Below are 15431 nucleotides of genomic sequence, written 5' to 3' on the forward strand. Positions count from 1 at the left end.
CGGGATGTTGTCCCGGGGTGATGGGTGGTTGGTCGTTGTTTGAGAACTGCACAGTGGACGCGAGCATCTGTGGCCAAGTTTTTAAGGGCGCACGGTGGATGCCTTGGCACCAGGAACCGATGAAGGACGTGGGAGGCCACGATAGTCCCCGGGGAGTCGTCAACCAGGCTTTGATCCGGGGGTTTCCGAATGGGGAAACCCGGCAGTCGTCATGGGCTGTCACCCTTGCCTGAACACATAGGGCAAGTGGAGGGAACGAGGGGAAGTGAAACATCTCAGTACCCTCAGGAAGAGAAAACAACCGTGATTCCGGGAGTAGTGGCGAGCGAAACCGGATGAGGCCAAACCTACGACGTGTGAGACCCGGCAGGGGTTGCGTCGTGGGGGTTGTGGGATCTCTCTTCCACGGTCTGCCGGCCGTGGGACGAGTCAGAAACCGTTGATGTAGGCGAAGGACATGCGAAAGGTCCGGCGTAGAGGGTAAGACCCCCGTAGTCGAAACGTCAGCGGCTCGTTTGAGAGACACCCAAGTAGCACGGGGCCCGAGAAATCCCGTGTGAATCTGGCGGGACCACCCGCTAAGCCTAAATATTCCCTGGTGACCGATAGCGGATAGTACCGTGAGGGAATGGTGAAAAGTACCGCGGGAGCGGAGTGAAATAGTACCTGAAACCGTGTGCCTACAAGCCGTGGGAGCGTCGGGCAAGCACTTGTGCTTGCCTCGTGACTGCGTGCCTTTTGAAGAATGAGCCTGCGAGTTTGCGGTGTGTTGCGAGGTTAACCCGGGTGGGGAAGCCGTAGCGAAAGCGAGTCCGAATAGGGCGATTTTAGTAGCACGCTCAAGACCCGAAGCGGAGTGATCTAGCCATGGGCAGGTTGAAGCGGAGGTAAGACTTCGTGGAGGACCGAACCCACCAGGGTTGAAAACCTGGGGGATGACCTGTGGTTAGGGGTGAAAGGCCAATCAAACTCCGTGATAGCTGGTTCTCCCCGAAATGCATTTAGGTGCAGCGTCGTGTGTTTCTTGCCGGAGGTAGAGCACTGGATAGGCGATGGGCCCTACCGGGTTACTGACCTTAGCCAAACTCCGAATGCCGGTAAGTGAGAGCGCGGCAGTGAGACTGTGGGGGATAAGCTCCATGGTCGAGAGGGAAACAGCCCAGAGCATCGACTAAGGCCCCTAAGCGTACGCTAAGTGGGAAAGGATGTGGAGTCGCACAGACAACCAGGAGGTTGGCTTAGAAGCAGCCACCCTTGAAAGAGTGCGTAATAGCTCACTGGTCTAGTGATTCCGCGCCGACAATGTAGCGGGGCTCAAGCGTACCGCCGAAGTCGTGTCATTCCAGCATGTACTCCCAACGGAGGCTGGGATGGGTAGGGGAGCGTCGTCTGCCGGGTGAAGCAGCCGCGGAAGCGAGTTGTGGACGGTTGACGAGTGAGAATGCAGGCATGAGTAGCGATACAAACGTGAGAAACGTTTGCGCCGATTGACTAAGGGTTCCTGGGTCAAGCTGATCTGCCCAGGGTAAGTCGGGACCTAAGGCGAGGCCGACAGGCGTAGTCGATGGATAACCGGTTGATATTCCGGTACCCGCTGTGAAGCGTCAAACATCGAATCCAGTGATGCTAAGGCCGTGAAGCCGCCCTGGAGCCTTCGGGTGAAGGGGAGTGGTGGAGCCGCCGGCCCAAGTTGGTAGTAGGTGAGTGATGGGGTGACGCAGGAAGGTAGTCCATCCCGGGCGGTGGTTGTCCCGGGGTAAGGGTGTAGGACGCAAGGTAGGCAAATCCGCCTTGCACATAGTCTGAGACCTGATGCCGAGCCGATTGTGGTGAAGTGGATGATCCTATGCTGTCGAGAAAAGCCTCTAGCGAGTTTCATGGCGGCCCGTACCCTAAACCGACTCAGGTGGTCAGGTAGAGAATACCGAGGCGTTCGGGTGAACTATGGTTAAGGAACTCGGCAAAATGCCCCCGTAACTTCGGGAGAAGGGGGGCCATGTCTGGTGATCCGTTTTACACGGTGAGCTGGGTGTGGCCGCAGAGACCAGCGAGAAGCGACTGTTTACTAAAAACACAGGTCCGTGCGAAGCCGTAAGGCGATGTATACGGACTGACGCCTGCCCGGTGCTGGAACGTTAAGGGGACCGGTTAGTGACCTTTCGGGGTTGCGAAGCTGAGAACTTAAGCGCCAGTAAACGGCGGTGGTAACTATAACCATCCTAAGGTAGCGAAATTCCTTGTCGGGTAAGTTCCGACCTGCACGAATGGCGTAACGACTTCTCGACTGTCTCAACCATAGGCCCGGTGAAATTGCACTACGAGTAAAGATGCTCGTTTCGCGCAGCAGGACGGAAAGACCCCGGGACCTTTACTACAGTTTGATATTGGTGTTCGGTTCGGCTTGTGTAGGATAGCTGGGAGACTTTGAAGCTCACACGCCAGTGTGGGTGGAGTCGTCGTTGAAATACCAGTCTGGTCGTGCTGGATGTCTAACCTGGGTCCGTGATCCGGATCAGGGACAGTGTCTGATGGGTAGTTTAACTGGGGCGGTTGCCTCCCAAAGGGTAACGGAGGCGCCCAAAGGTTCCCTCAGCCTGGTTGGCAATCAGGTGTTGAGTGTAAGTGCACAAGGGAGCTTGACTGTGAGACCGACGGGTCGAGCAGGGACGAAAGTCGGGACTAGTGATCCGGCGGTGGCTTGTGGAAGCGCCGTCGCTCAACGGATAAAAGGTACCCCGGGGATAACAGGCTGATCTTCCCCAAGAGTCCATATCGACGGGATGGTTTGGCACCTCGATGTCGGCTCGTCGCATCCTGGGGCTGGAGTCGGTCCCAAGGGTTGGGCTGTTCGCCCATTAAAGCGGTACGCGAGCTGGGTTTAGAACGTCGTGAGACAGTTCGGTCCCTATCCGCTGTGCGCGTAGGAGTCTTGAGAAGGGCTGTCCCTAGTACGAGAGGACCGGGACGGACGAACCTCTGGTGTGCCAGTTGTTCTGCCAAGGGCATGGCTGGTTGGCTACGTTCGGGAGGGATAACCGCTGAAAGCATCTAAGCGGGAAGCCTGCTTCGAGATGAGGACTCCCACCCACTTGATGGGGTAAGGCTCCCAGTAGACGACTGGGTTGATAGGCCGGATATGGAAGCACGGTAACGTGTGGAGTTGACCGGTACTAATAGGCCGAGGGCTTGTCCTCAGTTGCTCGCGTCCACTGTGTTAGTTCTGAGGCAACGACTGTTGCCGGCTTTGAGCAGAACTCACAATTACAAAGTGTGCTTGTTCGCTCGAAACCATTAGGGTTTCGGTGGTCATAGCGTAGGGGAAACGCCCGGTTACATTCCGAACCCGGAAGCTAAGCCTTACAGCGCCGATGGTACTGCAGGGGGGACCCTGTGGGAGAGTAGGACGCCGCCGAACAATCTTTGGAAGGACCCCTGGTCCCAGCGTTCAGCTGGGACCAGGGGTCCTTTTGTTTTTACAATGCTTGCAGTACCTAAGACAGGAGTCACCATGTCCACCAACTCTCCCGACGACCGACCGGAGCGCGACCAGCGGCGCCGGGAGGGTGCGGACCGAGGTGACCGCGGGGGCTACCGCGGTGACCGTGGTGACCGCGGCGGGTTCCGTCGCGACGACCGTGGCGACCGTGGTGGGTTCCGCCGCGACGACAGCCGTGGTGACAGCCGTGGAGACAACCGCGGCGGCGGTTACGGCCGTCGTGACGACCGCGGTGGCGACCGAGGTGGCGACCGAGGTGGCTTCCGTCGGGACGACAACCGCGGGGACAGCCGTGGAGACAACCGCGGCGGTGGCTACGGCCGGCGCGACGACCGCCGGGACGACCGGCGTGACGGGGACCGGGGTGGGTTCCGCCCGTCGCACCAGCGTGACGACCGGGACCGTGGGCCGCGTCGTGACGACCGTGACCGGGACCGTGGTGGGTTCCAGCGGCGTGACGACCGCGGGGACCGTCCCGCCTTCCGTCGGGACGACCGCCGCGACGAGCGTCCCGCCTTCCGTCGTGATGACCGGCGCGACGACCGCCGTGACGACCGTCGGGACGACAGCCGTGGTGACAACCGCGGTGGTGGCTACGGCCGTCGTGACGACCGCGGTGGCGACCGTGGTGGCTTCCGTCGGGACGACAGCCGTGGTGACAACCGTGGCGGCGGCTACGGCCGTCGTGACGACCGTGACCGGGACCGCGGTGGGTTCCAGCGGCGTGACGACCGTGGTGAGCGCCCCGCTTTCCGTCGGGACGACCGGCGCGACGACCGCCGTGACGACCGGCGCGATGAGCGTCCTCCCTTCCGCCGTGACGATCGCGGGGACCGTCCTGCCTTCCGTCGGGACGACCGTCGTGACGAGCGTCCCCCCTTCCGCCGGGATGACCGACGCGACGATCGCCGCGATGACCGCCGTGACGATCGGCGTGATGGCGACCGTGGTGGGTTCCGTGGGCGTGACGACCGACGCGACGACCGTCGGGATGACCGGCGTGATGGCGACCGTGGTGGGTTCCGTGGCCGCGGGGGAGACGACCGTGGGGGCCGTGGTGGCTTCCGGGGTCGGGACGACCGTGGTGGGCGGCCCGGCGGTGACCGCGGTGGCTTCCGCGGGCGTGGCGGCGACGACCGACGCGGTGGCGACGACCGGCGTGGCGGGAGCCGGTTCCGTGACGAGCGGGACCGCGATCGCGACCGTGAGCCGATCAAGCGGCTGCCGATCCCCGAGGACGTCACCGGCGAGGAGATCGACAAGGACGTCAAGCAGGAGCTCCAGAGCCTGCCCAAGACGCTCGCGGACGACGTCGCCAGGAACCTGGTGATGGTCGCGCGGCTCATCGACGAGGACCCCGAGGGCGCGTACGGGTACTCCCGTGTGGCGCTGCGGCTGGCGTCGAGGGTCGCGGCCGTGCGTGAGGCGGCCGGGTTCGCGGCGTATGCCAACCAGAAGTACAGCGAGGCCCTCGCCGAGTTCCGGGCCGCGCGGCGGATGACCGGCACCGTGGAGCTGTGGCCGGTCATGGCCGACTGCGAGCGCGGGCTCGGCCGGCCGGAGAAGGCGCTGGACATGGCCGGTGCCCCCGAGGTGAACAAGCTCGACAAGGCCGGCCAGGTGGAGATGCGCCTCGTCGCGGCCGGTGCACGGCGGGACATGGACCAGATCGACGCGGCGATCGTGACGCTGCAGAGCCCGGAGCTGGCCTCCAACTCCGTCCAGCCCTGGACCGCGCGGCTGCGGTACGCCTATGCCGACGCGCTGCTGGCCGCCGGTCGTGAGGGCGAGGCGCGGGAGTGGTTCGCGAAGGCCGTGGAGGCCGACCGCGACGGCAGCACCGACGCGTCGGACCGGCTGGCGGAGCTGGACGGTGTCGAGTTCGTCGACGCGCTCGACGAGAGTGGTGCGGACGAGGCCGTGAGCAGCGCCGCCCCCGAGGCCGAGGAGAAGCAGGCCGAGGCCGAGGAGAAGAAGCCCGTCGTCGAGGCCGATGACGAGATCGTCGACGAGGCCCGCGACGAGGACTGACCTCGGCTGAGCGTCGTACACGAAGGGCGGGATCCCGAGATCGGGGTCCCGCCCTTTTCGTATGCCCTGTGTGCTTCGTACGACGTCAGATGTCGAGTGCCCGCAGGACCAGACCCGAGGCGGGCTTCGGGCCGAAGGACGTCGACTTGCGGGGCATCGTGACACCCTGGCGGGCAAGGTCGCGGACGACGTCCTCGCGGACGGGGTGCATGAGGACGGCCGTGCTGCCGGCGCGTTCGGCCTTGGCGACCGTGGCCGCCGTGTCGTGGATGTAGGCGATGCGGGCCGGGTCGTCCTCGGGGATGTGCCACAGGTGGGCGAGGAGCGTGGAGTGCAGGACCGTCGCGTCGAGGGTGCGCCAGGCGGCGGGGCGGTCGGCGGGGACCGTGCGGTCCAGCAGTGCCGGGTCCGGGCGGTCGATCAGGTGGAAGGCGCCGTCGCCGGCGAGCAGGAAGGCGTTGCCCTCGCAGGCCGCGTCCGCCAGGGTCTCCAATGCCCCGGGCAGGGGCAGGTCGAGGCGGCGTACGCGGAAGTGGCCGTCGAGCGCGGTCAGGGCGTCGGAGACCGGGAGGCCGTGCAGGAGGCGGTGGATGGCGCGGACCCGTAGCGGGTAGCGGGCGGTGTCGACCAGGAGGACCAGGCCGAGGTCCCAGGGGCTGGGGGAGGGGTGCTCGGCGCGCAGCCGGCGGTAGGTGGCCCAGCGGTGGTGGCCGTCGGCGATGAGGGCCTGGTGGTGGGCCAGGTCGTGCTGGACGAGGGCCAGGTCGGCCGGATCGGTGACGGACCACAGGCGGTGGCAGTAGCCGTCCTCGGTGGTGGTGGACAGCAGCGGGGGCTGTTCGGCGGTGCGCTCGATGACCTCGGCCGCCGAACCGTTGCCGCGGTAAGTCAGCAGCAGGGGTTCGAGGTTGGCCCAGGTGGCGCGCATCAGCGCGGCGCGGTCGGCGACGACGTGCGGCATGACGTCCTCGTGGGGCAGCACGATGCCCTCGGACGGGTCGGAGACGCGCAGGTTGCCGATCAGGCCGCGCTGGAGCATGCCGTCGGCGTGGCGCTGCTCGTACACGTACAGGGCGGGGTCGGGATCGGCGGTCAGGACGCCCTCGGCGAGCCAGCGGCGCAGGGTGTCGGCGGCCTGCTCGGTGCGGGCGCCGACGGTGCCGGCCTGGGGGAGGATCAGCCGGACGATGTTGTGCGGGTCCGCGTCCTGGAGGTGGTGCACCCCGTCGGGGCGTACGACGACGTCGTACGGCGGGGAGGTGACGGCGGCCAGACTGCCGACCCGGTCGGGGTCGTAGCGCAGGCCTCGGAACGGGGTGAGTTCCAGGCCTCGGGGCGCCGTTGCTTCCGAGTGACCTGCAGTGTTCATCAGGGCATCGTACGTGTCGGACGGGTGTCAGTGGCATGGGGGATGATCGGGGGAAAGGCGAGCGGACGAGGAGCGATGCGGAATGAGCCGGAGTGTCAGGACGAGGCCCGAGGGCAGTGGGCAGGCCCTGAGCGAGGCGTACGACACGGCGCTGCTCGACCTGGACGGGGTGGTGTACGCGGGCGGGAGCGCGATCGTGCACGCCGTGGAGTCGCTGGCGGTCGCCCGGGAGGGCGGGATGCGTCTGGCGTACGTCACCAACAACGCGCTGCGGACGCCGGACACCGTGGCCGGGCATCTGACCGAGCTGGGGATACCGACGGGCGCGGACGACGTCATCACCTCGGCGCAGGCGGTCGCGCGGCTGATCAGTGAGCAGGTGCCGGCGGGGTCGCGCGTGCTGGTGATCGGCGGCGAGGGGCTGCGGGTCGCGCTGCGGGAGCGGGGGCTCACGCCTGTGGAGAGCGCCGATGACGATCCGGCGGCCGTGGTGCAGGGCTATGGCGGGCCCGAGTTGGCGTGGGGGCGGTTCGCCGAGGCGTCGTACGCCGTGGCGCGCGGGGTGCCGTGGTTCGCGTCCAACACCGATCTGACGATTCCCAGCGGTCGGGGCATCGCGCCGGGGAACGGGGCGGCGGTGGAGGTCGTGCGGATAGCGACCGGGGCCGAGCCGCAGGTGGCGGGCAAGCCGCTGCCTCCGATGCACCGGGAGACCATTCTGCGCACGGGTGCCGAGCGGCCGCTGGTCGTCGGGGACCGGCTGGACACCGACATCGAGGGCGCGTTCAACGGCGAGGTGGACTCGCTGCTGGTGCTGACCGGCGTGACGGACGGGGCCCAGCTGCTGGCGGCGCCGCCGCAGCACCGGCCGACGTACGTCGACGCCGATCTGCGGGGGATGCTCACCGGGCAGCCGGAGGTCGTCGAGGCGGGCGGCGGCTTCCGGTGCGGGGGGTGGACCGCGACGGCTGGTGCCGAGCTGGAGCTGGAGGGTGACGGGGAGGCGTTGGACGGGCTGCGGGCTCTGTGCGCGGCGGCGTGGACGGCGGCCGGGGAAGGCTCCTGCGCACTGGACGGGGGCAAGGCGCTGGCACGGCTGGGGCTCTGAGGAGCGGTCAGAGGACGGGCGCCGAGCGGTCATCGGTGCGGTCAGTGGACGGGTGCCGAGCGGTCATCGGTGCGGTCGGAGGACGGGCGCCGAGCGGTCATCGGTGCGGTCAGAGGGCGTGTGCCGGGCGTCCGTCGGTGCGCGCGTGGGCATGGACGGGCATCGTCCAGGATGGGAGGGTAGGCTAACCTAACCTCCGTGTTGGTCGACAGTCCTCCAGAACCGCGCGCGGAAACCGCCTCCGCGCCCCCCGACCGCCGTGCGATACGCGCCGCCGGGCTTCTCGTCTCCGTCCTGATCCTGGCGTGCGTCGCGGTGGCGAGCCTTGCGATCGGGGCCAAGGAGCTGTCCCTGGGGCAGGTCTGGCACGGCCTGTTCCAGGCGTCCGGGACCTACGGTGACGTCGTTGTCGACGAGAGGCTGGCGCGGACGCTGCTCGGGCTGCTCGCCGGGGCCGCGCTGGGACTGGCCGGGGCCGTGCTGCAGGCGCTCACCCGCAATCCGCTGGCCGACCCCGGACTGCTCGGCATCAACGCCGGTGCGTCCGCGGCGGTGGTCACCGCGATCACCTTCCTCGGGGTGACGAGCCTGCAGGGCTATGTGTGGTTCGCGTTCTTCGGGGCCGCGGCGGTGGGGGTGCTGGTCTGGTTCCTCGGCGGCAGCCGGGGCGCCACGCCGGTGCGGCTCGCGCTCGCCGGCACCGCGCTCAGCGCGGCCCTGTACGGCTATCTCCAGGCCGTGATGATCGTCGACGAGGCGGCGCTGGGCAAGATGCGCTTCTGGACGGTCGGTTCGCTGAGCTCGGCGACCGACGAGACCATCACCCAGGTGCTGCCCTTCATCGCCGCCGGCGTGCTGCTCGCCCTCGGTCTGGCCCGCCCGCTGAACGCCATGGCCATGGGCGACGACACTGCCAAGGCCCTCGGCGCCCACCTGGGCCGCACCCGGGCGCTGTCGATGCTCGCCGCGACCATGCTGTGCGGGGCCGCGACGGCCGCCTGCGGGCCGATCGTCTTCGTCGGCCTGATGGTGCCGCACGTCGTGCGCTCCTTCACCGGCCCCGACCTGCGCTGGATCCTGCCGTACGCGGCGGTCCTGTCGCCCGTGCTGCTGCTCGGCGCCGATGTCGTCGGCCGTCTCGTGGCCCGGCCCGCCGAGCTCCAGGTCGGCATCGTCACCGCGATCGTCGGCGGCCCGGTCTTCATCTTTCTCGTACGACGGCGGAGGACGGCCCAGCTGTGAGTACCGCAGTGAAGAACCCGCGCGGCACCACACGGGCCCTGCGCACCCCCGGCGGGCTGTCCGTCCGCGTCGATGTGCGCGCGTTCGTCGTCGTCGTGCTGCTGCTGGCGGCCGCGCTGACCGCGAGCGTCCTGCTGATCGGCACGGGCGACTTCCCCATCTCCGCCGGGGACGTCGTCAAGACGCTGGCCGGGAACGGCAATGCGGGCCAGGAGTTCATCGTCAACCAGCTGCGGCTGCCGCGGGTTCTGGTCGGCCTGCTGGTCGGCGCCTCGCTCGGGCTCGGCGGGGCGCTGTTCCAGGCCGTGTCCCGCAACCCGCTGGGCAGCCCGGACGTGCTCGGACTCGGCCAAGGCGCGACGGCCGGCGCGCTCGTGGTGATCGTCCTGATGTCCGGCAGCGCCGGACAGGTCGCGGCCGGCGCGCTCGTCGGCGGCCTGGTCACCGGCCTCGCCATCTATCTGCTCGCCTGGAAGCGGGGCGTGCACGGCTACCGGCTGGTCCTGGTCGGCATCGGCGTCTCGGCCATCGCCACCGCCGTCAACGGCTATCTGCTCACCAAGGCCGACCTGGTCGACGCCTCCCGGGCGATCTTCTGGATGACCGGATCGCTCAGCGGCCGCGACTGGGAGCAGGTGGAGCCGCTGCTGTGGCTGTGCGCCGTACTCGTGCCGCTGATTCTCGCCAACGCGCGCGGGCTCCGGATGATGGAGATGGGTGACGACGTGTCCAACGCGCTCGGGGTGCGTGTCGAGCGGGTGCGGATGCTGCTGATGGTGGCCGCCGTGCTGCTCACCGCGTCCGCGACCGCCGCGGCCGGACCGGTCAGCTTCGTCGCGCTGACCGCGCCGCAGCTCGCCCGGCGCCTGACCCGCTCCCCGGGCCCGAACCTGCTGGCGTCCCTGTGCATGGGAGCCGCCCTGCTGGTCACCGCCGACTGGGGCTCGCAGCGGCTGTTCGGCGCCGACCAGCTGCCGGTGGGCGTGGTCACCGGTGTGCTCGGCGGCGTGTACCTGCTGTGGCTGCTGGTCACCGAGCGCCGGGCGGGGCGGATATGACGCCGGGGATGCGCAAGGCCGCGTACGAGAACACTTCGAGGAGCACTGTGAATCGCCTGTCCGCCGAGAACGTCACCCTCGCCTACGACCAGCGCGTCATCGCCGAGCGGCTGTCGGTGGAGATCCCCGACAACTCCTTCACGGTGATCGTCGGCCCGAACGCCTGCGGCAAGTCGACGCTGCTGCGGGCGCTGTCGCGGATGCTCAAGCCGACCCAGGGCCGGGTGCTGCTGGACGGGCAGGTCATCCAGTCGATGCCGGCGAAGAAGGTCGCGCGCACCCTCGGCCTGCTGCCCCAGTCGTCCGTGGCGCCCGACGGCATCACGGTCGCCGACCTGGTGGGCCGGGGCCGCTACCCGCACCAGGGCATCCTGCGGCAGTGGTCGGCCGAGGACGAGCGGATCGTCCAGGAGTCCATGGCGCACACCGGGGTCGCCGAGCTGGCCGACCGGTACGTCGACGAGCTGTCCGGCGGCCAGCGACAGCGCGTGTGGATCGCCATGGCGCTCGCCCAGCAGACGCCGCTGCTGCTGCTCGACGAGCCGACGACCTACCTCGACATCCAGCACCAGATCGACGTCCTCGACCTGTGCGCCGAGCTGCACGAGACGCAGGGCCGCACCCTGGTCGCCGTACTGCACGACCTCAACCACGCGGCCCGGTACGCCACGCATCTGATCGCCCTGAAGGGCGGCGAGGTCATCGCGCAGGGCGCCCCGAACGACGTCGTCACCGCCGAGCTGGTCGAGGAGGTCTTCTCCCTGCGCTGCCAGGTCATCGACGACCCGGAGACGGGCACACCTCTGGTGGTGCCGGCCGCGCGCAAGGCACGCGCCAGGGCTTAGAGGAGCTTCCTGAGCAGCAGCAGGTCGCGCACTCCCGCGTGCAGCTTGACCCGGCCCGAGCCCCACGCCCTGGCGAAGTGCAGCTCGCCGTCGACCAGGGCGACCAGGTCGTCGCCGGTCATGGCCAGCCGGATCTGGGCCTTGTCCGCGGGCGGGCCCTGGAGGGTGTCCCGGACGTGGATACGGCCGTCCGACATCCGGCCCACGAAGGTGGTGTCCAGGTCGGTGATGTGGCAGCTCACCGAGCGGTCCAGCGCGGCGGCCGCGCGGACGTCGCCCTCGGCGCTGCCCATGTGCTCCGAGAGCTTCTCGAGTGCGGCACGGCACTCCTCGATCGTCGCCATCGTCACCGACGGTACCGCAGCGATTCGGGGTAGCGTCGGGGCATGAACGACGCTGTTCCGGAGCCGGAGCTCGCTGACAGGGAGCCGGACCTCACTGAGGAGGACCCCTCCGCCCCGGCCCCCCTCGACGTCCCGCGCACCCCCACCGGCAACGCCGAGGTCGACGCGCAGCTGCAGCGGCTGGCCGACGCCGACCACCTCGCCACGGACGGACATCTTCAGGTGTACGAGGATGTACACCAGGGGCTGCGTGACGCGCTCACCGCGCTCGACGCCCGCCCGGGACCTCCGGCGCCCCCGTCGTCGTACCACCAGAGCAGGAGCTGAACCGAACGTGGCAGGAGTCGCACGCCGCCGTCTCGACGCCGAGTTGGTCCGCCGGAAGCTGGCGCGCTCGCGCGAGCACGCCAGCCAGCTGATCGCCGCGGGGCGGGTGACCGTCGGCAAGACCGTCGCGACCAAGCCGGCCACCCAGGTGGAGACGGCGGCGGCGATCGTCGTGCAGAGCGACGACAACGATCCCGAGTACGTGTCCCGGGGCGGGCACAAGCTCGCCGGGGCGCTGGAGGCCTTCGTGCCGCAGGGCCTGGTCGTCGAGGGCCGCCGGGCCCTGGACGCGGGCGCCTCCACCGGCGGCTTCACCGATGTGCTGCTGCGCGCCGGTGCCGCGCACGTCGTCGCCGTCGACGTCGGCTACGGGCAGCTCGCCTGGTCTCTGCAGAGCGATGAACGCGTCACCGTCAAGGACCGTACGAACGTACGCGAGTTGACGCTCGAGGCGATCGACGGAGAGCCGGTGGACCTTGTCGTGGGAGACCTGTCCTTCATTCCGCTCGGACTGGTGCTGCCCGCCCTCGTGAAGTGCGTGCGGGCGGACGCCGATCTGGTGATGATGGTCAAGCCGCAGTTCGAGGTGGGGAAGGAGCGGCTGGGCAGCGGGGGTGTCGTACGGAGTCCGCAGCTGCGGGCGGAGGCCGTGCGGGGCGTGGCCGAGAAGGCGTGGGAGCTGGGGCTCGGGGTGAAGGGCGTGACCGCCAGTCCGCTGCCCGGTCCTTCGGGGAACGTCGAGTACTTTCTGTGGCTGCGGGCCGGTGCCCCCGAACTGGACCCGGCCGATGTTGACCGTGCAGTGGCGGAGGGGCCGCGTTGACACCGAATCGAGCTCGTACTGTTTTCCTGCTGGCCCACACCGGGCGGCCGGCAGCCATCCGCAGCGCCGAGCTCGTGGTCAAGGGGCTGCTGCGGTCCGGGATCGGCGTACGGGTACTGGAGTACGAGGCACGCGATCTGCCGCTGCCGGACGAGGTGCAGCTGGTCAAGGAGGCGACACCGCAGTGCCTCGACGGGTGCGAGCTGCTGATCGTCCTCGGCGGTGACGGCACCCTGCTGCGCGGGGCGGAGTTCGCGCGGGCGTCCGGCGTGCCGATGCTCGGCGTCAACCTCGGGCGGGTCGGCTTCCTGGCGGAGGCCGAGCGGGACGACCTCGACAAGGTCGTCGACCGGGTGGTGTCGCGGTCGTACGAGGTCGAGGAGCGGATGACCGTCGATGTCGTCGTGCACAGCAACGGCGACATCGTGCACACCGACTGGGCGCTGAACGAGGCGGCCGTGCAGAAGGCCGGCGCGGAGAAGCTGCTCGAGGTCGTGCTGGAGATCGACGGGCGGCCGGTGACGGGGTTCGGGTGCGACGGGATCGTGCTGTCCACGCCGACCGGGTCGACCGCTTATGCCTTCTCCGCCGGGGGGCCTGTGGTGTGGCCCGAGGTGGAGGCGCTGCTGATGGTGCCGATCTCCGCGCATGCGCTGTTCGCGAAGCCGTTGGTGACCTCGCCGGATTCTGTGCTTGCTGTGGAGGTTCTGCCGCATATCCCGCCGGGGGTTCTGTGGTGTGACGGGCGGCGGACGGTCGAGTTGCCTCCGGGGGCTCGGGTGGAGGTGCGGAGGGGGGCTGTGCCGGTGCGGCTGGCCCGGCTGCATCACGCTTCGTTCACGGATCGGCTGGTGGCGAAGTTCGCGTTGCCCGTTTCCGGGTGGCGGGGGGCGCCTCACTAGCGGGGCGCTTAGCTCGGTCGGGTGACAGGGCGCCTCGCACAGAGCACTCCAGACCTCGTAAGGTCTTCACCGTGCTGGAAGAGATGCGGATACGGTCGCTCGGCGTCATCGACGACGCGGTTGTCGAGCTGTCGCCCGGGTTCACTGCCGTCACCGGTGAGACGGGTGCGGGCAAGACCATGGTGGTCACGAGCCTGGGGCTGTTGCTGGGCGGGCGGGCGGATCCGGCGCTGGTGCGGATCGGGGCCGAGAAGGCGGTCGTGGAGGGGCGGATCGCGCTGGACGCGGACGCCGCCGTGGCCGTGCGGGCCGAGGAGGCAGGCGCCGACCTCGACGACGGGGCGCTGCTGATCAGCCGTACCGTTTCGGCCGAGGGGCGCTCGCGGGCGCATCTCGGCGGGCGCAGCGTGCCTGTGGGCCTGCTGGCCGAGCTGGCCGACGAGCTGGTGGCCGTGCACGGGCAGACCGATCAGCAGGGGCTGCTGAAGCTGTCCCGGCAGCGGCAGGCGCTCGACCGGTACGCGGGGGACGCGGTCGCTGTGCCGCTTGCCAAGTACGCCGAGGCCTACCGCCGGCTGCGGGCCGTCTCCGCCGAGCTGGAGGAGATCGTCACGCGCGCGCGTGAGCGGGCGCAGGAAGCCGACCTGTTGCGCTACGGCCTCGACGAGATCGCGGGCGTGGAGCCGCGGGCCGGTGAGGACACGGAGCTGGCCGAGGAGGCGGAGCGGCTGGGGCACGCCGAGGCGCTGGCGTCCGCCGCCACGGCCGCGCACGCCGCTCTGGCGGGCAACCCTGAGGACCCGGAGGGTGTCGACGCCAGCACGCTGGTGGCGGGCGCGTACCGGGCGCTGGAGGCCGTACGGTCGCACGACCCGGCGCTGGGGGCGCTCGCCGACCGGATCGGGGAGATCGGGATTCTGCTGGGCGATGTGGCCGGGGAGCTGGCCGGGTACGCCGACGATCTGGACGCCGATCCGCTGCGGCTGGCCGCGGTGGAGGAGCGGCGGGCGGCGCTGACCGGGCTGACCCGGAAGTACGGCGAGAACATCACCGCCGTGCTGGCGTGGGCCGAGCAGAGTGCCGCGCGGCTGACCGAGCTGGACGGCGACGACGAGCGGATCGGGGAGCTGACCGCCGAGCGGGACGCGCTGCGCGTCGAACTGGGCGGGCTGGCGCAGGCGCTGACGGACGCGCGCACGGAGGCCGCCGAACGGTTCGCGGCCGCGGTGACGGCGGAGCTGGCCTCGCTGGCCATGCCGCACGCGCGGGTGTCCTTCGACATCCGGCAGACCGAGGACCCGGAGGGCGTGGAGGTCGGCGGGCGTACCGTCGCCTACGGGCCGGCCGGTGCCGACGAGGTCGAGCTGCTGCTGGCCCCGCACCCGGGGGCGCCAGCGCGGCCCATCGCCAAGGGCGCGTCGGGCGGTGAGCTGTCGCGCGTGATGCTGGCCGTGGAGGTCGTGTTCGCGGGGACGGACCCGGTGCCGACGTATCTCTTCGACGAGGTGGACGCCGGTGTCGGCGGCAAGGCGGCCGTGGAGATCGGGCGGCGGCTGGCGAAGCTGGCCCGGACCGCGCAGGTCGTGGTCGTCACCCATCTGCCGCAGGTGGCCGCGTTCGCCGACCGGCAGCTGCTGGTGGAGAAGACCGATGACGGGTCGGTGACCCGGTCCGGTGTGAAGGTGCTGGAGGGCGAGGACCGGGTCCGGGAGCTGTCGCGGATGCTGGCCGGGCAGGAGGACTCGGAGACGGCCCGGGCGCATGCCGAGGAGCTTCTGGCCACGGCTCGGGCGGATGCCGGGTAGACCTCGGTCGTTCACCCGTGTGGGTGAGGTTCCGGGGGGTCTCGGCCTGGGTTCCTGACGTCGCCGTCCCCGGAACACCCG

12 protein-coding genes and 2 rRNA genes are annotated in these 15431 nt (G+C 69.2%); 12 read left to right on the forward strand and 2 right to left on the reverse strand.

The window, feature by feature from the left end; translation table 11 throughout:
* Window positions 1-71 precede the first annotated feature (71 nt).
* The 4 genes from RKD23_RS29570 (at window position 72) to RKD23_RS29585 (ending at window position 5527) form a co-directional block, all read left to right on the forward strand.
* Window positions 72-3194: ribosomal RNA gene (locus RKD23_RS29570) — 23S ribosomal RNA — on the forward strand.
* 104 nt (window positions 3195-3298) lie between these two features.
* Window positions 3299-3415, forward strand: a 5S ribosomal RNA gene (gene rrf, locus RKD23_RS29575).
* 181 nt (window positions 3416-3596) lie between these two features.
* A complete protein-coding gene (locus RKD23_RS29580; RefSeq protein WP_424858361.1) occupies window positions 3597-4826 on the forward strand; it encodes a hypothetical protein in 1230 nt (409 codons plus the stop codon).
* Window positions 4718-5527: a hypothetical protein gene (locus RKD23_RS29585; protein WP_424858362.1), complete on the forward strand. Its 810-nt coding sequence runs from the start codon at window positions 4718-4720 to the stop codon at window positions 5525-5527. The genes RKD23_RS29580 and RKD23_RS29585 overlap by 109 nt, the downstream gene beginning before the upstream one ends.
* A gap of 85 nt (window positions 5528-5612) precedes the next feature.
* Here the strand turns inward: RKD23_RS29585 and RKD23_RS29590 are convergent, their stop codons facing one another.
* Window positions 5613-6896 (reverse strand): DUF1015 domain-containing protein, encoded by a 1284-nt coding sequence (locus RKD23_RS29590; RefSeq protein WP_424856462.1) that lies wholly within the window; start codon window positions 6894-6896, stop codon window positions 5613-5615.
* Window positions 6897-6978: 82 nt separating this feature from the next.
* On the opposite strand from RKD23_RS29590, the gene RKD23_RS29595 reads away from it, so the two are divergent.
* The 4 genes from RKD23_RS29595 to RKD23_RS29610 all read left to right on the forward strand — a co-directional run bounded on the left by RKD23_RS29595 (window position 6979) and on the right by RKD23_RS29610 (window position 11149).
* Entirely contained in the window at window positions 6979-8004 is a 1026-nt protein-coding gene (locus tag RKD23_RS29595; RefSeq protein WP_424856463.1) for an HAD hydrolase-like protein, read from the forward strand.
* Window positions 8005-8202: 198 nt separating this feature from the next.
* The gene (locus RKD23_RS29600) at window positions 8203-9246 is read left to right on the forward strand and encodes a FecCD family ABC transporter permease (RefSeq protein ID WP_424856464.1); all 1044 of its coding nucleotides are present in this window, start codon (window positions 8203-8205) and stop codon (window positions 9244-9246) included.
* Complete coding sequence (locus RKD23_RS29605) at window positions 9243-10304, forward strand: FecCD family ABC transporter permease (RefSeq protein WP_424856465.1); 1062 nt, start codon at window positions 9243-9245, stop codon at window positions 10302-10304. Before RKD23_RS29600 ends, RKD23_RS29605 begins: the two co-directional genes overlap by 4 nt.
* Window positions 10301-11149, forward strand: a complete 849-nt coding sequence (locus tag RKD23_RS29610) for an ABC transporter ATP-binding protein (RefSeq protein ID WP_424856466.1) — start codon at window positions 10301-10303, stop codon at window positions 11147-11149. Before RKD23_RS29605 ends, RKD23_RS29610 begins: the two co-directional genes overlap by 4 nt.
* Here the strand turns inward: RKD23_RS29610 and RKD23_RS29615 are convergent.
* On the reverse strand, window positions 11146-11493 hold the full coding sequence (locus RKD23_RS29615; RefSeq protein ID WP_424856467.1) for an SCP2 sterol-binding domain-containing protein: 348 nt from the start codon (window positions 11491-11493) through the stop codon (window positions 11146-11148). The genes RKD23_RS29610 and RKD23_RS29615 overlap by 4 nt on opposite strands.
* Before the next feature lie 42 nt (window positions 11494-11535).
* Here RKD23_RS29615 and RKD23_RS29620 point away from each other — a divergent pair, with 42 nt between their 5' ends.
* From RKD23_RS29620 to recN, 4 genes are all read left to right on the forward strand, one after another.
* Entirely contained in the window at window positions 11536-11820 is a 285-nt protein-coding gene (locus RKD23_RS29620) for a hypothetical protein (protein ID WP_424856468.1), read from the forward strand.
* A 7-nt stretch (window positions 11821-11827) separates the two neighbouring features.
* Complete coding sequence (locus tag RKD23_RS29625) at window positions 11828-12643, forward strand: hemolysin (RefSeq protein ID WP_424856469.1); 816 nt, start codon at window positions 11828-11830, stop codon at window positions 12641-12643.
* Window positions 12640-13545, forward strand: coding sequence for an NAD kinase (locus tag RKD23_RS29630; protein WP_404042665.1), 906 nt, complete (start codon window positions 12640-12642; stop codon window positions 13543-13545). The genes RKD23_RS29625 and RKD23_RS29630 overlap by 4 nt, the downstream gene beginning before the upstream one ends.
* An 83-nt stretch (window positions 13546-13628) precedes the next feature.
* Window positions 13629-15350 (forward strand): DNA repair protein RecN, encoded by a 1722-nt coding sequence (gene recN / locus RKD23_RS29635; RefSeq protein WP_424858363.1) that lies wholly within the window; start codon window positions 13629-13631, stop codon window positions 15348-15350.
* Window positions 15351-15431 lie beyond the last annotated feature (81 nt).

It is taken from the genome of Streptomyces sp. SAI-170, assembly GCF_049739565.1.
GTDB lineage: Bacteria > Actinomycetota > Actinomycetes > Streptomycetales > Streptomycetaceae > Streptomyces.

Bases quoted from the DNA above. Each gene is read 5' to 3' on its own strand.
- RKD23_RS29590 (WP_424856462.1), bottom strand. From the start codon at position 6,896: ATGAACACTGCAGGTCACTCGGAAGCAACGGCGCCCCGAGGCCTGGAA.
- RKD23_RS29595 (WP_424856463.1), top strand. From the start codon at position 6,979: ATGAGCCGGAGTGTCAGGACGAGGCCCGAGGGCAGTGGGCAGGCCCTG.
- RKD23_RS29610 (WP_424856466.1), top strand. From the start codon at position 10,301: ATGACGCCGGGGATGCGCAAGGCCGCGTACGAGAACACTTCGAGGAGC.
- RKD23_RS29615 (WP_424856467.1), bottom strand. From the start codon at position 11,493: ATGGCGACGATCGAGGAGTGCCGTGCCGCACTCGAGAAGCTCTCGGAG.
- RKD23_RS29620 (WP_424856468.1), top strand. From the start codon at position 11,536: ATGAACGACGCTGTTCCGGAGCCGGAGCTCGCTGACAGGGAGCCGGAC.
- recN (WP_424858363.1), top strand. From the start codon at position 13,629: ATGCGGATACGGTCGCTCGGCGTCATCGACGACGCGGTTGTCGAGCTG.